The following is a 19,434-nucleotide window of genomic DNA, read 5'->3' as shown; positions in this document are numbered from 1 at the left end:
CGCGATTTCCGTCCAATCACGTCCCTTAGCGACATGAAGGCGCCGCGCGGGGCCAGTTTGACGCTTGATTGTCGCCCCGCCCGGGCCTATTCCGCCTGCATGACCGACCGATCCCACGACCGCCTTCTCATCGTCGACTTCGGCAGCCAGGTGACGCAGCTGATCGCGCGACGCCTGCGCGAGGCGAATGTCTACTGCGAAATCCATCCCTTCCAGAAGGTCACCGACGCGCTGCTCGAGACGGTCGCGCCGAAGGCGGTGATCCTCTCGGGCGGGCCGTCCAGCGTGACCGAGCCGGGCAGCCCGCGCGCCCCCCAGAAGGTCTTCGAGCTGGGCGTCCCGGTGCTGGGGATCTGCTATGGCCAGCAGGTCATGATGGAGCAGCTCGGCGGGCGCGTGGAATCGGGCCATCACCGCGAATTCGGGCGGGCCTTCGTGGAGCCCGCGGGCCGGCACGGGGGCGACTCGATCTTCTCGGGGCTCTTCGCGCAGGGCCGCGAGGAAGTCTGGATGAGCCATGGCGACCGGGTCACCGCGATCCCGCCGGGCTTCGAGGTGATCGGCACCTCGCCCAACGCGCCCTACGCGATCATCGCCGACACGGACCGGCATTTCTACGGCGTCCAGTTCCACCCCGAGGTGCACCACACCCCGAACGGCGCGAAACTGCTCGAGAACTTCACCTGGCTCGCCGGGTTCCGGGGCGACTGGACCATGGGCGCCTACAAGGACGAGGCGATCCGCAAGATCCGCGAACAGGTGGGCGACGCCAAGGTGATCTGCGGGCTGTCGGGCGGGGTCGATTCCTCGGTCGCGGCGGTGCTGATCCACGAGGCGATCGGCGACCAGCTGACCTGCGTCTTCGTCGATCACGGGCTGATGCGGCTCGGCGAGGCCGACGAGGTCGTGGGCATGTTCCGCGATCACTACAACATCCCGCTGATCCATGCCGACGAGTCCGAGCTTTTCCTCGGCGCGCTGGACGGCGTCGCCGACCCCGAGGAAAAGCGCAAGACGATCGGCAGGCTCTTCATCGACGTCTTCGACAAGCATGCCCGCGAGGTGGGCGGCGCCAAGTTCCTGGCGCAGGGCACGCTCTACCCGGACGTGATCGAGTCGGTCAGCTTCTCCGGCGGGCCGTCGGTCACGATCAAGAGCCATCACAACGTCGGCGGCCTGCCCGAGAAGATGGGCCTGAAGCTGGTGGAGCCGCTGCGCGAGCTGTTCAAGGACGAGGTGCGCGCGCTCGGCCGCGAGCTGGGTCTGCCGGCCAGCTTCGTCGGCCGCCATCCCTTCCCGGGGCCGGGCCTCGCCATCCGCTGCCCGGGCGAGATCACCCGCGACAAGCTGGAAATCCTGCGCCGCGCGGACGCCGTCTATATCGACCAGATCCGCAAGCACGGGCTCTACGACGACATCTGGCAGGCCTATGTGGCGATCCTGCCGGTCCGCACCGTCGGCGTCATGGGCGACGGGCGCACCTACGACTATGCCTGCGCGCTGCGCGCGGTGACATCGGTCGACGGGATGACGGCGGATTACTACCCGTTCAGCCACGCCTTCCTGGGCGAGACGGCGAACCGGATCATCAACGAGGTCACCGGCATCAACCGCGTGACCTACGACATCACCTCGAAGCCCCCGGGCACGATCGAATGGGAATGATCCGCCCGGTCCGGGCCGCCCGCGCCGGAGACCGGACATGGCCCGTGTTGCGCTGAGCGGTGCGCTGCTCTGCCGGTCCCTGGCCGAGGCCGAGCGCGTGGCCGCCCTGCTGCCCGAGCATATCCGCCTGACCCGGGCAGAGCCCGGCTGCCTGCGCTTTCACGTCGCGCGCGCGGCAGATGATCCGACCCGCTTCGAGGTGGAAGAGCTTTTCGCGGACGCGGCCGCCTTCCATGCCCACCAGGCCCGCACGGCGGCCTCGCGCTGGGGGCGCGAGACGCGCGGCCTGCGCCGCGACTTCACGGTCACCGGGCTGCCCCGGGAGACAGGCCCATGACCCAGTCGCAGCCGCTCCGGGCCGCCGCGTGGATGGTCGGCGCCGTCGTCTCGTTCTCGGGGATGGCCGTGGCCGGGCGCGAGCTCAGCAGCGAACTCGATACCTTCGAGGTGATGCTCTACCGCTCTCTGATCGGGGTCGTGGTCGTGCTGGCCGTGGCCCGCGCGGCAGGCACGCTGGGCCAGGTCTCGCGGCGCAGTCTCGGCATTCACACGATCCGCAATCTCAGCCATTTCACCGGCCAGAACCTGTGGTTCTACGCGGTCGCGACGATCCCCCTGGCGCAGGTCTTCGCCTTCGAGTTCTCGCAGCCGATCTGGGTCGCCCTGGCCGCGCCCTTCCTCTTGGCAGAGCGTATGACGCGGACCCGCCTGCTGGCCGCCGGGCTGGGCTTCGCCGGGATCCTGATCGTGGCCCAGCCCGGCGCCGCGCCGATCACGGCCGGCACGGTCGCGGCGATGCTCTCGGCCTTCGGCTTCGCCGGATCGGCGCTGGCGACGAAATTCCTGACCCGCACCGAGACCGTAACCTGCATCCTGTTCTGGCTGACGGTGATGCAATCGGTTCTGGGGCTGGTCTGCGCTGGCTATGACGGCGACATCGCGCTGCCCTCGACGGGCAACCTGCCCTGGGTCGCGGTGGTGGCCCTGGGCGGGCTGCTGGCGCATTTCTGCCTGACGACCGCGCTCTCGCTGGCGCCGGCGGCGGTGGTGATGCCGCTGGACTTCGCGCGGCTGCCGCTGGTGGCGGTGCTGGCGATGCTGCTTTATGCAGAGGCGCTGGACCCGCTTGTGTTCCTGGGCGCGGCGGTGATCTTCGGGGCGAATTACCTGAACATCCTGACCGAGACCCGCGCCGCGCGGCGGGCCGGGATCCCGCGATAGTTGTGGATCCTGCGCCACGTTCCCGCACGCGGGTCGCCGGCGCACCCGGCGCGGTCTTGCCCCCCGTCATGACGCCGCGTAACAGATTGACCGCACACGGGGCGAACGGGCTAGTCTGGCCCGGAAAAACAAGACAAAGGGGAGGAGTAATGAAGCGTTTACCAGTGATTATGGCCGCCCTTGCGGCAAGCGCGACCGCGGCAAGTGCGGGCGGTATCGACCGTTCGGGCCAGGGGATCGGGGTGATCTTCGAAGAGGGCAACTACGCGCAACTGTCCTTCGGCAGCGTCACGCCGGATGTAAGCGGCACAGACGTGGGCTTTGCCACGGGGGCGTCGTCGGGAGACATGACCGGCGACTACACGCAGTTCGGCGCGGCCTACAAGCACGACTTCGGCAACGGCTTCTCGGCCGCGCTGATCTTCGACCAGCCCTTCGGCGCCGACGTGGATTACCCGGCTGGGACGGGGTATTTCGCACAGGCAACGACGGCCGAGCTGGACAGTAACGCCCTGACCGCGCTGGTGAAATATACCACGGCGCAGAATTTCAGTGTCTATGGCGGTCTGCGCTACCAGACGCTCAGCGCAAAAGCCGATATTCCCTTTGCCACAGCCCCCGCAGGGGTTCCCTTTCCGGGTGCACCATATTCCGTGAACGGCGAGCGCGACGGTGCGCTTGGCTACCTGGTGGGTGCGGCTTACGAACGGCCGGACATCGCGCTCCGGGTCGCGCTGACCTACAACTCGCCTGTCGAACATGAGCTGCCGACAACGGAATCCTCCGTTCTGGGGCCGACATCTTCGACGACATCGATCGAAACGCCCCAGTCTCTCAACCTCGACTTCCAGACCGGCATCGCAGAGGATACGCTCCTGTTCGGCTCGGCACGCTGGGTCGAATGGTCGGAGTTCGTGATCGCCCCGCAGGCCTACCAAACCTTCGTGCGCTCACCGCTCATTTCCTACGACGACGACACGATTACCTACAGCCTCGGGCTCGGCCGGCGTTTCAACGAGAACTGGTCGGGCGCGGTGACGCTCGGCTACGAGCCGGCCACGGGCGGCTATACCGGCAACCTCGGCCCCACCGACGGGTTCCGCAGCATCGGCGTCGGCGCGACCTATACCCGCGGCAACATGAAGATCACCGGCGGCGTGCGCTACGTCGATATCGGCGACGCCGAGAGCGAGATCGCCTCGCGGAACATCGCGCCTGCCGGCGATTTCGACGACAACCACGCGGTCGGCGTCGGGCTGCAGGTGGGCTTCTCCTTCTGACGGCCCTGCCCCGCGCGACCCTCGAAGCCCCGCCCGACGGCGGGGCTTTTCGTTTGAGTGCGGGCGCGGCTTGCGCTAGGTCGAAAAAACGGTGCGGAAACGGGGCAACGGCATGGTCTACGAGACGGGCGCGGACTGGCGGGCGGCAGGCGCGAAGCGGGTGCTGCTCTTCGGGATGTCGGGGCTGGGCAAGACCCATGTCTCCAACATGCTGCGCGACTCGGGCGGATGGTTCCACTATTCCATCGATTACCGCATCGGCACGCGCTACATGGGCGAGCACATCGCCGACAACTTCAAGCGCGAGGCGATGAAGGTGCCGCTGCTGCGCGAGCTGCTGCTGTCGGACAGCGTCTACATCCAGTCCAACATCACCTTCGACAATCTCGCGCCGCTCTCGACCTACCTCGGCAAGCCCGGCGACCCGGCCAAGGGCGGCATCCCCTTCGCGGAATACAAGCGGCGCCAGGAGATCCACCGCCAGGCCGAGATCGCGGCGCTGCGCGACACGCCGCATTTCATCGATCGCGCCAAGGAGCTGTACGGCTACGACAACTTCGTCTGCGATTCCGGCGGCTCGATCTGCGAGGTGGTCGATCCCGACGATCCCGGCGACGCGGTGCTGCGGGCGCTCTCCGACACGCTTCTGCTGGTCTGGATCAAGGGCACCGACGCCCATGCCCAGGAGCTTGTGCGCCGGTTCCGCAAGGCGCCGAAGCCGATGTATTACAGCCCCGACTTCCTCGAGGAAAAATGGGCCGAGTACCTTGCCGCGAACGGTGTCGCGGAAGACGCGGTCGATCCGGACGATTTCGTGACCTGGACCTACTCGCAGGCGCTGGCGCACCGGCAGCCGCGCTACGCGGCGATGGCCGAGAACTGGGGCGTCACCGTCGAGGCCGCCGAGATCGCCGCGCTCGGCAGCGCGGAGGAATTCGTCGACCTGATCGGCCGGGCGCTTGAAGACCGGGCCGCGCCGGCCTAGGTTCACGTTTCCTTCAGGATATCCCGCACCCATGCCGATCAGACTGCCCGAAGAGCTGCCCGCCTATTCCGTCCTCGACCGCGAGGGCGTCATGGTCATGGGCGAAGGCCGCGCCGCGCGCCAGGATATCCGGCCGCTGCATATCGGGCTGCTGAACCTGATGCCGAAGAAGATCCAGACCGAGACGCAGTTCGCCCGGCTGATCGGCGCCACGCCGCTGCAGATCGAACTGACCCTCATCCGGATGACCGAGCACCAGACGCGGAACACCTCGGCCGAGCACATGGAGGCCTTCTACCAGCCCTTCCACGAGGTGCGTGCGCGCAAGTTCGACGGGCTGATCATCACCGGCGCCCCGATCGAGCATTTGCCTTTCGACGAAGTGACTTACTGGGACGAGCTCACCCAGGTCTTCGACTGGACGCAGACCCATGTGCACTCCACCTTCGGGGTCTGCTGGGGCGGCATGGCGATGATCAACTACTTCCACGGCGTGAAAAAGCACATGCTGGCCGAAAAAGCCTTCGGCTGCTTCCGCCACACAAACCTGAAGCCCGCCTCGCCCTATCTGCGCGGCTTCTCCGACGACCTGCTGATCCCGGTCAGCCGCTGGACCGAGATGCGCCAGGCCGAGATCGACGCGGCGCCGGGACTCGAGACGCTGCTCGGCTCCGACGAGGTCGGCCCCTGCCTGGTCGAGGACAAGGCGCACCGGGCGCTCTACATCTTCAACCATCTCGAATATGACAGCCACACCCTGAAAGACGAGTATGACCGCGACCTCGGCGAGGGCCGGTCGATCGGGGTGCCGCGCGACTATTTCCCGGACGACGACCCCGCCAACCCGCCGAAGAACCGCTGGCGCAGCCACGCGCATCTGCTCTACGGCAACTGGATCAACGAGATCTACCAGTCCACCCCCTTCGACATGGCTGCAATTGGCCGTTAAGCCCGTCATCTGGATCGCGGCCCTGCTGCTGGCGGGGCTCGCCTTCGCCGCGTGGACGCATTACCGCGCCGCGCGGGCCGAGGCCGCGGCCGAGGCCGCCTATCCGCCGCAGGGCCGCCTGATCGACGTCGACGGCGTGGCCGTGCATGCCCGCGTGATGGGGGCCGGGCCGGACCTCGTGCTCTTGCACGGGGCGAGTGGCAATACACGTGAATTCACCTTCCGCCTGACCGAGATGCTGGCCGACCGCTACCGGGTGATCCTGTTCGACCGCCCCGGGCTCGGCCACAGTGACCCCTTGCACGGCCGCGGCGAATCCCCGCGCGAGCAGGCCCGCGTGCTGCGCGCCGCCGCGGCCGAGCTGGGCGTCGATACCCCCATCCTGGGCGGGCACAGCTATGGTGGCGCGGTGGCGCTGGCCTGGGCACTGGAGGCGCCGGAGGACGTCGCCGCGGTGGTCTCGATCGCGGGCGCGGCCTTTCCCTGGCCCGGCAAGCTTGCCCCCTTCTATCGCTACCTCGATACCTGGGCCGGGCGGCGGATCGCCATCCCGCTGATCACGGCCTACCTGCCGGAGCCGGTGCTGCACGAGCAGGTCGCGGGCGTCTTCGCGCCACAGTCCCTGCCCGAGGGCTATGTCGACCATATCGCCGCGCCGCTCTCGATCCGTCGCGCCACGATGCGCGCCAATGTTCGCCAGGTCGCCGCCGTGAAGCCGCATCTGCGCGCCATGGCGCAGGATTACGCGCGGCTGGAGATGCCGATCGAGATCGTTCACGGCACCGCCGACGATACCGTGCCGCTGGACATTCATTCCGGGCCGCTGGCCGAGACCGCGCCGGGCGCGCGCCTGACCCGGCTCGAGCAGGTGGGCCACATGCCCCACCAGGTTACCCCCGACATCGTCGTCGCGGCCATCGACCGGGCCGCGGAACGGGCCGGATTGCGCTCTGCGGGGCAGACGTCATACTGACCCGACACAGCGACGGAGAAGACCATGGACCTGCCATTCGACGGCGCGATTACACGGTATTACGAAGACGAGGCCCCCGAAGAGGTGCGCCAGGCAATCCGCGACACCCCGCGCGGCGGCCTGCTCGACCCGTCCTATCCCCATGACGCGCCGCTGGGCAAGAAGGACTACCGCGCCGCGCTGGACGCGCTGCAGGTGGAACTGGTGAAGCTCCAGGCCTGGGTGCGGGACTCCGGCACCCGGCTGGCCGTGATCTTCGAGGGCCGCGACGCCGCCGGCAAGGGCGGCGCGATCAAGCGCGTGCGCATGAACCTCAATCCGCGCGTCGCGCGGCTCGTGGCGCTCGGCAAGCCCTCCGACCGGGACCGCGCGCAGTGGTATTTCCAGCGCTACATCCCGCATCTGCCGGCGCGCGGCGAAATGGTTCTCTTCGATCGCAGCTGGTACAACCGCGCGGTGGTGGAGCCGGTTTTCGGCTTTTGCACGCCGGAGGAACGGGAGCATTTCCTGACCCAGGCGCCCGAGTTCGAGAACATGCTGGTCGACGAGGGGATCGTTCTGATCAAGATCTGGCTCAATGTGGGCCGGGCCGAGCAGCTGCGCCGGTTCCTCCGGCGCGAGTCGAACCCGTTGAAGCAGTGGAAGATCTCGGAGATCGACGTCGGCGGCCTGCCGCTCTGGCATGCCTACAGCGATGCGATCGCGGACACCTTCCTGCGCACGCACACGGGTCACGCGCCGTGGACGGTGATCCGCGGCGATGACAAGAAACGCGCGCGGCTGGCCGTGATCCGCCGCATCCTCTCGGCGGTCGACTACAGCCGCAAGGATCGCGACGCGGTCGGTATTCCCGACCCCTTGATCTGCGGGGGGCCCGAGATCTGGAATGGCTAAGCGGGGCTATCACCACGGCAATCTCCGCCAGGCGCTGGTCGACGCCACGCTGGCGCTGATCGAGGAGAAGGGGCCGCAGGGTTTTACCATGGCCGAGGCCGCGAAACGCGCCGGTGTCTCGGCGGCGGCCCCCTACCGCCATTTCAAGGGGCGCGAGGATCTCATCGCGGAAGCCGCCCGGCAGGGGTTCGAGATCTTCGCGGATCTCATGGACTATGCCTATGACAGCGGCCAGCCCTCGGCGCTCAAGGCCTTCGAGGCGACGGGCCGGGCCTATCTGGCCTTCGCGCGGCGCTATCCCGGCCACTACATCGCCATGTTCGAGAGCGGCATCTCGATCAACGCCACGCCGGACCTGGCGCTGGCCGCCAACCGTGCCCACGGGGTGCTGTCGCGCGCGGCCGAGGCATTGTCGGAGCATATTCCCCCGGACCGGCGCCCGCCGGCCTCGATGTTCAGCGCCCATATCTGGGCGATGAGCCACGGGGTGGTCGAGCTTTTCGCGCGCGGCGCACCGGGCGCCCGCGGTCCCTTCTCGCCCGAGGATCTGCTCGAAACCGGCATCGGGATCTATCTGCGCGGTCTCGGGCTGGTTCCGCCGGACGAATAGTTCGGAAATATTACCGCGGTAAATCAGGGGCCTGGACGACGCGCCCGTCTTGGCAACGAAAATTTTCACCCTTCCCCCTTGCGCCCGGCTTCGCCAGCCCCAAGTATGTAAATGTGATTTACATTCACATGAACTGGCAACCACAGGAGACCCCGATGAGTTCCGTCGCCACCTGGCCGTCACAGGCCGAATCCTGGCTCGATCAGCGCGGCAAGGGCGCATGGATCGCCGCCATGGTTCTGGGCTTCATTTTCTTTTGGCCCATCGGCCTTGCCCTTCTCGCTTACATGATCTGGAGCAAACGCATGTTCAACGGATGTTCGACCCGCGCCGAACGCGGCTGGAAAGCGCGCCGCCACGGCTTTACCCCCACCGGCAACACCGCCTTCGACAGCTACAAGGCGGAAACGCTGCGCCGGCTCGAGGAAGAACAGAAGGCCTTCGAGGAGTTCCTGGCCCGCCTCCGCGAGGCCAAGGACAAGTCCGAGTTCGACCAGTTCATGGACGAACGCGCCCGCAAGGCCCGCGACGGCGCCGAGGCCGCGCCGGCCGAAAGCTGAACCCGGACCGGGCCGCCCGCGGGCGGCCCTTCCATTCCCCGTTCCGATCACCTAGATGAGCGCCATGATCGATGATGCCCTCTGGGGGCTGCCCGACCCCGACCGCAGCCCGGAATTCTATGACGGCGTGCCGTTCAAGCGCCTGTTGGCCTGGCTCGTGGACACGATCCTGGTCACGCTCGCCACGCTTCTGATCGTGGCGGCGACGCTGTTCGTGACGGTCTTCATCTTCCCGGCGATCTTTCTCGCCGTGCATCTCGCATATCGCATCTTCTTCCTGGCCCGCGATTCCGCGACCCCCGGCATGCGGCTGGTCGCGATCGAGATTCGCACCCATCGCGGCGACCGGCTGGATGCCGGAATGGCAGCGCTTCATACCCTCGCCTACAGCGTGATCGCCGGGTTCGTGCTGCCCCAGGTCGTCGGGATCGTCATGATGCTTACGACCGCACGCGGCCAGGGCCTGCACGACATGCTGCTCGGCACCACCGCGATCAATCGCCCGGCCGAACGGTTCTGAACCGGTCCGAAAACTGTTGTTGGTGCGATTCGGCCTTGCTAGGCTCGGCCTGTTAAGAACAGGGTGACGGCGGATATGCGGCACACGCTTCCGGTAGCTCCACAGTTTTACGTCACGGCCCCGCAGCCCTGCCCCTATCTCGACGGGCGGATGGAGCGGAAGCTGTTCACGGCCCTGCATGGCGATCATGCGGGGACGCTGAACGATGCGCTGTCCAAGCAGGGCTTCCGGCGCTCGCAGAACGTGCTCTACCGGCCGTCCTGCGCGGAATGTTCCGCCTGTCTCAGCGCCCGGGTGCGGGTGGCCGATTTCAAGCCGTCCCGGAACCAGCGCCGGGCACTCAGCCGGAACCGCGCGCTCCGGCGCAATGCCACGTCGCCCTGGGCGACCGAACGGCAATACGACCTCTTCCGCCGCTATCTCGATGCGCGGCACGCCGATGGCGGCATGGCCGACATGGATATCTTCGAGTTCGCCGCGATGATCGAGGAGACGCCGGTGCGCTCGCGCGTGGTGGAATACCTCGCCCCGGACCCGGAGGGCGCCGAGGACGCGCTCACCGCGGTCTGCCTGACCGACCTGCTCGATGACGGGCTGTCGATGGTCTATTCCTTCTTCGACCCGGACGCCGCGCAGCGGTCGCTCGGAACATATGTGATCCTCGACCATATCGAGATCGCACGCGAGGCCGGCCTGCCCTATGTCTATCTCGGCTACTGGGTGCCGGGCAGCCCCAAGATGGCCTACAAGGCGAAGTTCTCGGCGCTGGAGATCTACAAGGACGGGGTCTGGCAGGATATCGGCGATCCCTCCGATCACGCCGCCGAGGCGCATCCGCTGTCGGTCGATCCGATCGTCGAGCAGGTCGCCAATATCAGCCTGCCAGACACCCGCGCGCCCCGGGGCGAGACCGGCTGACCGCCGCGGAAGACCGCCAGGAAAATCCCTGACAGACGCAGGGCGGGCCCGGCCGGCCCGCCCTGTCCGCCGTCCGTGGCCGCCCCGTCAGCCCGTGGGCATCAGGCTCGGCACGATGGTCACCACCTCGGGGAAGAACCACAGGAGCGCAAGGCCGATCACCTGGATCAGCACGAAGGGTGCAACGCCGCGGTAGATATGGCCGGTCGTCACCTCAGGCGGGGCGACGCCGCGCAGGTAGAACAGCGCGAAGCCGAAGGGGGGCGTCAGGAAGCTGGTCTGCAGGTTCACCGCGATCATGATCGTCACCCATTTCGGGTCGAAATCGCCGCCATAGATGACCGGCCCCACGATCGGGATGACGATGTAGATGATCTCGAGGAAGTCCAGCACGAAACCGAGCAGGAACAGCACCAGCATGACGATCAGGAACACCTTGTGCTCGTCGTCGAAGCTGCGCAGGAAGTTCTGGATGTAGTGCTCGCCCCCGAAGGAGATCACCACCAGGTTCAGCAGCTGCGAGCCGATCAGGATGGTGAAGACCATGCTGGTCACCTTGGCGGTCTCGCGCACCACCGGTGTCAGCACCCCGCCCCGGAACAGCACCCAGCAGCTGTAGAGGATGCCGTACATCGCGAAGTAGAAGGCGCCGAAGCCGACCAGATAGGCGATCCAGTCCTCGAGCCCGACATCCTCGCGCGCGATCCGGAGGTCGAAATTCGCGCCGATCACCAGCATCACCGCGATGGCCATGGCCGCGCGCATGATGATGGTGCCGGACCGGCCCTCGTCCTGGAGCTTGCGATAGGCGGCGAGCATAATCGCACCGCCCGCGCCGAGCGCCGCCGCCGGGGTCGGGTTGGTGATGCCGCCCAGGATCGAGCCCAGCACCGCGACGATCAGCACCAGCGGCGGGAAAACCACCCGGATCAGGTCGTTGCGCGCCAGGCGTTCGGCCGCGTGGCGGCCGCCGTAGAAGATCATCGCCAGCGCCGGGATCAGGATAAGGAAGGTCACGCCCGGTGTCGTCAGCGGCGAGATGAAGAGCGCGTCGACCACGAGCCCCAGCAGGATGCCCCCGGCCCCGATGATCAGGGGGCGGGTATCGTCGGTGGGCGCGACGCCGCGCGCGATCGCCAGCAGCAGCCCGGCCAGCACGAAGAAGGTCAACAGGCCATTGCCGATCGGGTTGATGCTTTCCAGCTTGGCGGCGCGGGCCTCGACCAGTTCTTCCTCGCTCAGCTGGTGCGATTCCTCGACGCCGCCGGCGGCGGCGATTTCGTCGGCGCGCTGCACCGAGGCGTCCCAGGCCTCCTGGCCGTGAAGCTCGATCATCGCTTCCTGGCAGCGCGGCGAGACGTTGGTGCGCAGATCGGGCGTGTCGGCGACCTCGGAATAGCTGCGCACGGTCAGGTCCTGGCTGCCCGCCAGGCCGCCCATGCCCAGCATGAAGGCCCCGCCCACGATCAGCACCGGAATGGCGAGGAACCAGGTCAGCCCCTCCTGGCGGGTGATGACCTCGCCGGTATCGGCGTCCAGCTGGACCGGCGGCGCCTTGGACGGGTTGAAGACCGCGAAGCCGAAGGCGTACGCCGCATAGAGTGCCGCCAGCAGCACGCCGGGCAAGATCGCCGCCTGGAAGAGCGTCCCGACCGAGACGACCGCGGCCTCGCCCAGGTAGGTCAGCGCGTCGGTGCAGCCGAGCGACTGCGCGCGCTGTTCCTGCGCGGTGGCATAGATATCGCCGGCAAGCGTGCCCAGCAGGACGATCACGATCGAGGGCGGGATGATCTGCCCCAGCGTGCCGCTGGCCGAGATGACGCCGGTCGCCAGTTCGGGGCTGTAGTTGTTGCGCAGCATCGTCGGCAGCGACAGCAGGCCCATGGTCACGACGGTGGCGCCCACGATCCCGGTGGAGGCCGCGAGGAACGCGCCCACGACCACGACCGACACCGCCAGGCCGCCCGGCAGCGGGCCGAAGACGCGGGCCATGGTCGTGAGCAGATCCTCGGCGATCTTGGACCGCTCCAGCACGATGCCCATCATCACGAACATCAGCACCGCGAGCAGCGTCTCGATCGAGGCGCCCGCGAAGACGCGCTCGTTCATGCGGTTCACGATGAAGGAGAGGTTCCGGTTCAGGGCCTGCTCCCAGCCGCCCGGGAAGAGCGGCTGCTGCACCGTGGGCAAGTCCGGGTATCGGAAATGCGAGATGTCTATCGGCGGTACGCCCGTCGCCACCAGGTCGCTATAGGCCTGCGACGCGGTGTCGATGGCCTCGTGGCTCAGGATGCCCGCCGAATCCAGCGCCGCGATGATGGCGAAGGAAATCGCGCCCGACCCGGCGATCGCGAAGGCGACCGGGAAGCCGGTCAGGATGCCCCCGAAGAGGAGCAGGAAAACGATAAGGAGACCGACTTCGACGCCGTCCAGTCCGAAAAGCATGGTATCCCGCCCTTAGATCTCGTTGCCGGCGTAGGCGTCTTCGCCCTCTTCGACGCCGTCCTTGTCCAGATATTTGTCGGCGCTCTCCTCGCCTTCGACGAATTCGAGGAAGGAGCGGTAGAAGAACGCGAGGGCCTGCAGGAAGACGAGGCCGGTGAAGGCGACCATCAGAACCTTGAACAGGAAGTAGCCGTCGAACCCGTTCGGCGAGAAGCCGATCGTCTCGACGTTCCATTTCACGATCCGCGACTTCCGCAGCATCAGTTCCAGCTGGTCGCTGGCCGATACCTTGGGCGTGATCAGGTGGCGCCACATGAAGAACCAGGCATACATCCAGACCAGCACCGCGACGGGCATCATGAAGAAGAGCGCGCCGAACATGTCCACCACGCGCTTGGCGCGGTGGCTGATCGCCGAATAGACGAGGTCGACGCGCACATGGCCCTTTTGCACGAAGGTGTAGGAGACGCACAACGCCACCACCATCGCGTTGTAAAGCTTGAGTTCTTCCGAGAACCACCCGACCGACTGCGTGAACCCCAGCCCAAGCGGATTGATCGTGATCTCGCCCAGGCGGAACACCGACTGCAGGAACACCACGATGATCTGCTGGAGCACCATCAGAAGCCCGGCCCAGGCGAACAGCCGCCCGACGCCGTTTGCCACGCCCTCGAGCCCGACCACGACGCCCCAGAGAAACCGGCGGTAGAAGACCCCCGCCACGGTGACCACGAGGACCAGGTCGAGTACCGCGAAGAAAAACTCGACCGACCCGCCGTAATAGATGAAGCGCATCAGCGCCTCGCCGTCGGACCAGTTGAGCCAGCTCGCCGGATGGGTCAGCGCATAGCCGATGTTCCAGAAGCCGAGCGCGATGTTCTGAGCCAGCCACCAAAGCGCGTCCAGCATGGTCGGTCACTCCTCGCAGCAAGGGATTGCGCACGGGTACCGCGCGCAATCCCATTTATTTTCAAGGCTGTAGGCCCTGGCCTTACATCTCCGACAGCACGCGGTTGCGCTGCTGGCTGTAGGCGCTGTCCGACTGGGCCAGCCACTGCGAGGATTCGCGCAGCGAGGCCTGGGCCGAGTTGTGGATCTTGGCGAAGATCTCGTCGTCCATGAAGCCGTTCAGCACTTCCATCGAGGCGTTGCCGAAGGCGTTCCAGATGTCCGCCGAGAACTCCTGGATCTGGGCGCCGCCCGAGATCAGGCGCTGCAGCGCCGGACCGTTATTGGCGATGAAGACCGAGTAGTTGTGCTGGTGCGCATCGGCCGAGGCCACCTCGATCGCGCGCTGCTGCGCCGGGGTGAGGCTGTTGAAGACCTCGAGGTTGCAGGCCACCGACAGCGCCGCGCCCGGCTCGTGGAAGCCGGCGGGATAGTAGTGGTCGCAGACCTCCTGCAGGCCCAGCTTCTCGTCCGACCAGGGGCCGATCCATTCGGTCGCGTCGAGCGCGCCGGTCGACAGGGCCTGGTAGATCTCACCGCCCGGAATCACCTGGACGCTGGCGCCCAGCCGGGACAGCGCCTGGCCGCCGAGGCCCGGCATGCGGAACTTGAGGCCCTTGAAGTCGTCGGCCGACTGCACCGGGCTGCGGAACCAGCCGCCACCCTGGGCGCCGGTCTGGCCGGCGATGAAGCTGCGCAGGCCGAAGATCTCGCCCAGTTCGTGGTGAAGGTCCTTGCCCTCGCCGCCGTAATACCAGGTCATGATCTCGGGCGCGGTCATGCCGAAGGGCACCGCGGTGAAATAGGCAAAGGCCGGGTGCTGGCCGACGAAGTAGTAGTCGGCCCCGTGATACATGTCCGCCTGGCCGGCCGTCACGGCGTCGAACACTTCCAGCGCGCCGACGAGTTCGCCAGCGCCCTTGGCGTCGATGGTCAGCTGACCATCGGTGATGTCATTGACGTTGTTGACCACACGCTCGACCGAGTCCCACACGCCGGCGAGACCGCGGGGCCAGGTGGTCACCATGGTCAGGGTCCGCTTGCCCTGGGCATAGGCCGGGGCGGCCAGCGACGAGGCCGCGGCCGCCGTACCGCCGAGCGCGGACGTTCTAAGAAAAGAGCGACGATCCATTTCATTCCTCCCATTTGAAGCCCGGCGTACGCCCGGGCGGATCGGACAGTGCGGCGGAACCTAGCGTGGCCCCGCGCCTATGGGAATACCTAGTAACCCGTAGAAGCTGCGACAGGACCGCCCTTCACGTCGCGGAACCCGCCCGGCCGGGCCGAGATTGACGCGGCCGGACCGATTTCGCATGCTGCGCTGGCGTCCTGCGGGGCGTCACTGGGGATGGGGGGATGAACCCGAGGATACGTTCTATGCGCCGCGCGTACCGGCTGAGCTATGGCCAGAAAATCTTCGTGCTGGCCACCGTGCCGCTGGTCGTCGCCGTCGCGGCCATCGCGCTTCTGGTCGCCCACCAGTCGCGCGCGTTGTCCGAACGCGAGATCGCCGCGCTCGAGAGCCAGCTGATCGACGCGAAGAAGGCCGAACTGAGAAACTACCTCACCATCGCCAAGAAGTCCTTCTACGACGTCTACGGTCCCGCCCTGCCCGACGATGCGGCGGCCAAGCTGAAGGCCACCCAGACCCTGTCGTCGATGACCTACGGCAATGACGGCTATTTCTTCGTCTTCGACTATGACGGGACGAATCTCGTCGCGCCGCGCCAGACCGGGTTGATCAACCGCAACTGGGCCGGGCTGCGCGACGTCGAAGGCACGCCGGTCACCGACCGCCTGATCGAGCTGGCCCGGATGGGCGGCGGCTATCACAGCTATCTCTGGGAAAAGCCCTCGACCGGCGAGACGGCGCGCATGATCACCTATGTGACCGGGCTGCAGGACTGGCGCTGGGCGATCGGCACCGGTGTGTTCATAGACGACGTGCTCGACGGCGTCGCCGCGGCGCGCGCCACGACCGAGGCGCGGGTGCAGCGCACCTTCCTCTGGATCGGGGCGATCGCCTTCGGGGCGCTGCTGCTGGTCTTTCTGACCGGGATCTTCCTCAATATCCGCGAGCGCCGGCTGGCCGACGCCAAGCTCAAGGAACTCACGCAGCGGATCTTCGACACCCAGGAGGAGGAACGCGGTCGCGTCGCGCGGGAACTTCACGACAGTATCAGCCAGATCCTCGTGGCGGTGCGCTACGCGCTCGAACTGGCGGCGCGCCGGGTCATGGCCGGCGATGCCCGCGCCTCGGAAAACATCGGCAAGTCCATCGAGGGCCTCAACGGCGCCATCCAGGAAGTCCGCCGCATCAGCCGTGACCTGCGCCCGGGCGTGCTCGACGACCTGGGCCTCGGGCCGGCGCTGCAGACGCTGACCGACGAGTTCGAGCGTCGCACCGGGGTCAGGACGCATTTCAAGACCGTGGTTTTCCGCAACCGCCTCGATAAGGATGCCAAGATCGCGCTTTACCGGATCGCGCAGGAAGCGCTGACCAATGTCGAACGCCACTCGGAGGCCAGCCAGGTGTCGCTGGAGGTGTTCGGGCATTCGTCCGGGGCCACGCTGCGGATCAGCGACGACGGCCGCGGCATTGCCCCCGAGGCGCGCGCCGCGGGAACCGGGCTCGGCATCCGCAACATGCAGGAGCGCATGGAACGCCTGGGCGGCACGCTGCGTATCCTCAGCACCGCCTCGGGGACGACCATCGAGGCGCAGGTGCCGCTGACCCACATGCTTCCGCCCGAACAGACCAGGAAGGTGCCCGCCGAATGACCCCGATCCGCGTGCTCATCGCAGACGATCACCCGATGGTGGTCGACGGCATCCGCGCCGTGCTGGAGACCTTCGACGACATCCAGGTGGTGGGCGCCCTGTCCTCGGGCCAGGAGGTGATCGACCGCTTCGAGGCGCTCGCGCCGGACGTGATCCTGCTGGATCTCAACATGCCGAATGTCGGCGGGCTGTCGGCGACGGAAATCATCCTCGAGCGCCGGCCGGAAACCCGGGTGCTGATCCTGTCGATGCATGACAGCCCCGAATACATTTCGACCGCCCTGCGCCACGGCGCGCGCGGCTACGTGCTGAAGGACGTGCCCACCGAGGAGATCCGGACCGCGATCCTGACCGTGCATGGGGGCGCGCAGTATCTCTGCACGGGCGCGGAATCGCGGCTGACCCCCGGCACCGCCGACGGGCGCGAGCCGCTCACCAGCCGCGAGCAGACGATCCTGCTGGAACTGGCACAGGGCAAGTCCAACAAGGCGGTCGCCCTGGCGCTGGAGATTTCCGTGCGCACGGTCGAGACCCACCGAAAGAACATCAAGCGCAAGCTGGGCATCTCCTCGACCGCCGGGCTGACGCGCTATGCGCTCGAACACGGCGTGCTGCAGGGCACCAGTGTCGATCTCTGAGCGATATTTGTAATTTTCTTTCGCAAGGCGGCTCCATGCCGACATTTCCGGTAAAAAATGCGGTTGACGCCCCCCGCCCCGCGCCATAGGTTCCGCCGCACGCAAGGAGACCGCGATGACCAAGACCGTCGTAATCGTAGACGCGTGGCGCATGGGACCGGATCGGTAGATCCACCGGTCATTCCCCATGCGCCCCCGTCCGGTTTCGGGGGCTTTTTTTTGCGGGTTCGACAACACGGAGACCAGGAAGATGACTCGTCAGATGACCGGCGCACAGATGGTGGTTCAGGCCCTGAGGGATCAGGGTGTGGACGTCGTATTCGGCTATCCGGGCGGTGCGGTACTTCCGATCTATGACGAGATCTTCCAGCAAAACGACATCCGCCACATCCTCGTCCGCCACGAGCAGGGCGCGGTCCACGCCGCCGAGGGCTATGCCCGCTCGACCGGCAAGCCGGGCGTCGTCCTCGTCACCTCGGGTCCGGGGGCGACCAACGCCGTCACCGGCATCACCGACGCGCTGATGGACTCCATCCCGCTGGTCGTCCTGACCGGCCAGGTGCCCACCTTCATGATCGGCAACGACGCCTTCCAGGAGGCCGACACCGTCGGCATCACCCGCCCCTGCACCAAGCACAACTGGCTGGTGAAGGACCCGGCGAAGGTGTCCGAGACGATCCACCAGGCCTTCCAGGTGGCGACGAACGGCCGCCCCGGCCCGGTGGTGGTGGACCTGCCCAAGGACGTGCAGTTCGCCCAGGGCACCTACACGCCGCCGCAACAGGCCAATCTCGGGCACTACAACCCGCAGGTGAAGGGCGATATCGACGCCATCACCCAGCTCGTCGAGATGATCGAGAGCGCAGAGCGCCCGATCATCTATTCCGGCGGCGGCGTCATCAATTCCGGGACCGCGGCCAGCCAGCTCCTGCGCGAACTGGTCGACGCGACGGGCTTCCCGATCACCTCGACGCTGATGGGACTCGGCGCCTACCCGGCCAGCGGCAAGTCCTGGCTCGGCATGCTGGGGATGCACGGCACCTACGAGGCCAACCTCGCCATGCATGGCTGCGACCTGATGATCAATATCGGCGCGCGCTTCGACGACCGGATCACCGGGCGCATCGCGGATTTCAGCCCGAAGTCGCGCAAGGCGCATATCGACATCGACCCCTCCTCGATCAATAAGTCGATCCATGTCGACCTGCCGATCATCGGCGACGTGGGCCACGTGCTCGAGGATTTGCTGCGGGTCTGGAAATCGCGCGGGCGCAAGACCGCGCAGGCCGGGCTGGAGAAGTGGTGGAAGCAGATCGCCGAGTGGAAATCCGTCAACTGCCTCTACTACAAGCCCTCCAAGCAGGCCATCAAGCCGCAATACGCGCTCGAACGGCTGGAAGCCCTGACCCGCGGCCATAACCGCTACGTCACCACCGAGGTCGGCCAGCACCAGATGTGGGCCGCGCAGTTCATGGGCTTCGAGGATCCGAACCGCTGGATGACGTCGGGCGGGCTGGGAACGATGGGCTACGGCCTGCCGGCCTCCGTCGGCGTGCAGGTGGCGCATCCCGACGCGCTGGTCATCAACGTCGCCGGCGAGGCGTCCTGGCTCATGAACATGCAGGAGATGGGCACCGCGGTGCAGTACCGCCTGCCGGTCAAGCAGTTCATCCTGAACAACGAGCGCCTCGGCATGGTGCGCCAGTGGCAGGAACTGCTGCACGGCGAGCGCTATTCCCACAGCTGGTCCGAGGCGCTGCCCGATTTCGTCAAGCTGGCCGAGGCCTTCGGCTGCAAGGGGATCATGGTCAAGGATCCGGCCGATCTCGACGATGCGATCCAGGAAATGCTGGAGTATGACGGCCCGGTGATCTTCGACTGCCTGGTCGAAAAGCACGAGAACTGCTTCCCGATGATCCCCAGCGGCGAGCCGCACAACAAGATGCTGCTTGGCGATGCCAGCACCAAGGACGCCATTCAGCAAGGCGGCGCGGTGCTGGTCTGACTCTAACCCGGGGGGCGCCGGGCGCCCCCTGCCCCGACCCGG

At 66.8% G+C, this 19,434-nt stretch carries 18 protein-coding genes; 15 read left to right on the top strand and 3 right to left on the bottom strand.

The genetic code is table 11. The annotated features are described in order from the left end of the window. The first annotated feature begins 99 nt into the window (after nucleotides 1-99). From guaA to ACQ5SP_RS16105, 12 genes are all read left to right on the top strand, one after another. Entirely contained in the window at nucleotides 100-1,665 is a 1,566-nt protein-coding gene (guaA, locus tag ACQ5SP_RS16160) for a glutamine-hydrolyzing GMP synthase (protein ID WP_430939438.1), read from the top strand. A 37-nt stretch (nucleotides 1,666-1,702) separates the two neighbouring features. Next, nucleotides 1,703-2,002 (top strand): putative quinol monooxygenase, encoded by a 300-nt coding sequence (locus tag ACQ5SP_RS16155; RefSeq protein ID WP_430939437.1) that lies wholly within the window; start codon nucleotides 1,703-1,705, stop codon nucleotides 2,000-2,002. Further along, complete coding sequence (locus ACQ5SP_RS16150) at nucleotides 1,999-2,886, top strand: DMT family transporter (RefSeq protein WP_430939436.1); 888 nt, start codon at nucleotides 1,999-2,001, stop codon at nucleotides 2,884-2,886. Before ACQ5SP_RS16155 ends, ACQ5SP_RS16150 begins: the two co-directional genes overlap by 4 nt. A gap of 149 nt (nucleotides 2,887-3,035) precedes the next feature. Then, nucleotides 3,036-4,166: an OmpP1/FadL family transporter gene (locus ACQ5SP_RS16145; protein ID WP_430939435.1), complete on the top strand. Its 1,131-nt coding sequence runs from the start codon at nucleotides 3,036-3,038 to the stop codon at nucleotides 4,164-4,166. Nucleotides 4,167-4,278: 112 nt separating this feature from the next. After that, nucleotides 4,279-5,151, top strand: a complete 873-nt coding sequence (locus ACQ5SP_RS16140; protein ID WP_430939434.1) for an ATPase — start codon at nucleotides 4,279-4,281, stop codon at nucleotides 5,149-5,151. 31 nt (nucleotides 5,152-5,182) lie between these two features. Next, a complete protein-coding gene (gene metA / locus ACQ5SP_RS16135; RefSeq protein ID WP_430939433.1) occupies nucleotides 5,183-6,100 on the top strand; it encodes a homoserine O-acetyltransferase MetA in 918 nt (305 codons plus the stop codon). Beyond that, on the top strand, nucleotides 6,090-7,073 hold the full coding sequence (locus ACQ5SP_RS16130; protein ID WP_430939432.1) for an alpha/beta fold hydrolase: 984 nt from the start codon (nucleotides 6,090-6,092) through the stop codon (nucleotides 7,071-7,073). The genes metA and ACQ5SP_RS16130 overlap by 11 nt, the downstream gene beginning before the upstream one ends. Before the next feature lie 24 nt (nucleotides 7,074-7,097). Continuing rightward, nucleotides 7,098-7,967, top strand: a complete 870-nt coding sequence (ppk2, locus tag ACQ5SP_RS16125) for a polyphosphate kinase 2 (protein WP_430939431.1) — start codon at nucleotides 7,098-7,100, stop codon at nucleotides 7,965-7,967. Next, complete coding sequence (locus tag ACQ5SP_RS16120) at nucleotides 7,960-8,577, top strand: TetR/AcrR family transcriptional regulator (protein ID WP_430939430.1); 618 nt, start codon at nucleotides 7,960-7,962, stop codon at nucleotides 8,575-8,577. Before ppk2 ends, ACQ5SP_RS16120 begins: the two co-directional genes overlap by 8 nt. Nucleotides 8,578-8,705: 128 nt before the next feature. Then, nucleotides 8,706-9,137, top strand: a complete 432-nt coding sequence (locus ACQ5SP_RS16115; protein WP_430939429.1) for a DUF2852 domain-containing protein — start codon at nucleotides 8,706-8,708, stop codon at nucleotides 9,135-9,137. A 64-nt stretch (nucleotides 9,138-9,201) separates the two neighbouring features. After that, entirely contained in the window at nucleotides 9,202-9,657 is a 456-nt protein-coding gene (locus ACQ5SP_RS16110) for an RDD family protein (RefSeq protein ID WP_430939428.1), read from the top strand. Nucleotides 9,658-9,732: 75 nt separating this feature from the next. After that, nucleotides 9,733-10,575 carry an arginyltransferase gene (locus ACQ5SP_RS16105; RefSeq protein WP_430939427.1) on the top strand — a complete coding sequence of 281 codons (843 nt, stop codon included), beginning with the start codon at nucleotides 9,733-9,735 and terminating at the stop codon, nucleotides 10,573-10,575. Nucleotides 10,576-10,662: 87 nt separating this feature from the next. Here the strand turns inward: ACQ5SP_RS16105 and ACQ5SP_RS16100 are convergent, their stop codons facing one another. The 3 genes from ACQ5SP_RS16100 to ACQ5SP_RS16090 all read right to left on the bottom strand — a co-directional run bounded on the left by ACQ5SP_RS16100 (nucleotide 10,663) and on the right by ACQ5SP_RS16090 (nucleotide 15,100). After that, nucleotides 10,663-13,020 (bottom strand): TRAP transporter large permease, encoded by a 2,358-nt coding sequence (locus ACQ5SP_RS16100; protein WP_430939426.1) that lies wholly within the window; start codon nucleotides 13,018-13,020, stop codon nucleotides 10,663-10,665. Nucleotides 13,021-13,032: 12 nt separating this feature from the next. Further along, entirely contained in the window at nucleotides 13,033-13,929 is an 897-nt protein-coding gene (locus tag ACQ5SP_RS16095) for a TRAP transporter small permease subunit (RefSeq protein WP_430939425.1), read from the bottom strand. Between the two features lie 82 nt (nucleotides 13,930-14,011). After that, nucleotides 14,012-15,100 carry a TRAP transporter substrate-binding protein gene (locus tag ACQ5SP_RS16090; RefSeq protein ID WP_430939424.1) on the bottom strand — a complete coding sequence of 363 codons (1,089 nt, stop codon included), beginning with the start codon at nucleotides 15,098-15,100 and terminating at the stop codon, nucleotides 14,012-14,014. A 245-nt stretch (nucleotides 15,101-15,345) separates the two neighbouring features. Between ACQ5SP_RS16090 and ACQ5SP_RS16085 the strand changes: the two genes are divergently transcribed. From ACQ5SP_RS16085 to ACQ5SP_RS16075, 3 genes are all read left to right on the top strand, one after another. Further along, a complete protein-coding gene (locus tag ACQ5SP_RS16085) occupies nucleotides 15,346-16,749 on the top strand; it encodes a cache domain-containing protein (RefSeq protein WP_430939423.1) in 1,404 nt (467 codons plus the stop codon). Further along, the gene (locus ACQ5SP_RS16080; RefSeq protein ID WP_430939422.1) at nucleotides 16,746-17,387 is read left to right on the top strand and encodes a response regulator transcription factor; all 642 of its coding nucleotides are present in this window, start codon (nucleotides 16,746-16,748) and stop codon (nucleotides 17,385-17,387) included. The genes ACQ5SP_RS16085 and ACQ5SP_RS16080 overlap by 4 nt, the downstream gene beginning before the upstream one ends. A 250-nt stretch (nucleotides 17,388-17,637) precedes the next feature. Continuing rightward, nucleotides 17,638-19,392, top strand: a complete 1,755-nt coding sequence (locus tag ACQ5SP_RS16075; protein ID WP_430939421.1) for an acetolactate synthase 3 large subunit — start codon at nucleotides 17,638-17,640, stop codon at nucleotides 19,390-19,392. The last annotated feature ends 42 nt before the right edge of the window (nucleotides 19,393-19,434 follow it).

The organism is Rhodovulum sp. YNF3179, from assembly GCF_050586465.1.
Lineage (GTDB): Bacteria > Pseudomonadota > Alphaproteobacteria > Rhodobacterales > Rhodobacteraceae > CAJXYS01.
The sequence above is the reverse complement of the archived record's forward strand: the minus strand, read 5'-3'. Positions and strand labels throughout refer to the sequence as shown.

Bases quoted from the DNA above. Each gene is read 5' to 3' on its own strand.
- guaA (WP_430939438.1), top strand. From the start codon at position 100: ATGACCGACCGATCCCACGACCGCCTTCTCATCGTCGACTTCGGCAGC.
- ACQ5SP_RS16155 (WP_430939437.1), top strand. From the start codon at position 1,703: ATGGCCCGTGTTGCGCTGAGCGGTGCGCTGCTCTGCCGGTCCCTGGCC.
- ACQ5SP_RS16150 (WP_430939436.1), top strand. From the start codon at position 1,999: ATGACCCAGTCGCAGCCGCTCCGGGCCGCCGCGTGGATGGTCGGCGCC.
- ACQ5SP_RS16145 (WP_430939435.1), top strand. From the start codon at position 3,036: ATGAAGCGTTTACCAGTGATTATGGCCGCCCTTGCGGCAAGCGCGACC.
- ACQ5SP_RS16140 (WP_430939434.1), top strand. From the start codon at position 4,279: ATGGTCTACGAGACGGGCGCGGACTGGCGGGCGGCAGGCGCGAAGCGG.
- metA (WP_430939433.1), top strand. From the start codon at position 5,183: ATGCCGATCAGACTGCCCGAAGAGCTGCCCGCCTATTCCGTCCTCGAC.
- ppk2 (WP_430939431.1), top strand. From the start codon at position 7,098: ATGGACCTGCCATTCGACGGCGCGATTACACGGTATTACGAAGACGAG.
- ACQ5SP_RS16120 (WP_430939430.1), top strand. From the start codon at position 7,960: ATGGCTAAGCGGGGCTATCACCACGGCAATCTCCGCCAGGCGCTGGTC.
- ACQ5SP_RS16115 (WP_430939429.1), top strand. From the start codon at position 8,706: ATGAACTGGCAACCACAGGAGACCCCGATGAGTTCCGTCGCCACCTGG.
- ACQ5SP_RS16110 (WP_430939428.1), top strand. From the start codon at position 9,202: ATGATCGATGATGCCCTCTGGGGGCTGCCCGACCCCGACCGCAGCCCG.
- ACQ5SP_RS16105 (WP_430939427.1), top strand. From the start codon at position 9,733: ATGCGGCACACGCTTCCGGTAGCTCCACAGTTTTACGTCACGGCCCCG.
- ACQ5SP_RS16100 (WP_430939426.1), bottom strand. From the start codon at position 13,020: ATGCTTTTCGGACTGGACGGCGTCGAAGTCGGTCTCCTTATCGTTTTC.
- ACQ5SP_RS16095 (WP_430939425.1), bottom strand. From the start codon at position 13,929: ATGCTGGACGCGCTTTGGTGGCTGGCTCAGAACATCGCGCTCGGCTTC.
- ACQ5SP_RS16090 (WP_430939424.1), bottom strand. From the start codon at position 15,100: ATGGATCGTCGCTCTTTTCTTAGAACGTCCGCGCTCGGCGGTACGGCG.
- ACQ5SP_RS16085 (WP_430939423.1), top strand. From the start codon at position 15,346: ATGCGCCGCGCGTACCGGCTGAGCTATGGCCAGAAAATCTTCGTGCTG.
- ACQ5SP_RS16080 (WP_430939422.1), top strand. From the start codon at position 16,746: ATGACCCCGATCCGCGTGCTCATCGCAGACGATCACCCGATGGTGGTC.
- ACQ5SP_RS16075 (WP_430939421.1), top strand. From the start codon at position 17,638: ATGACTCGTCAGATGACCGGCGCACAGATGGTGGTTCAGGCCCTGAGG.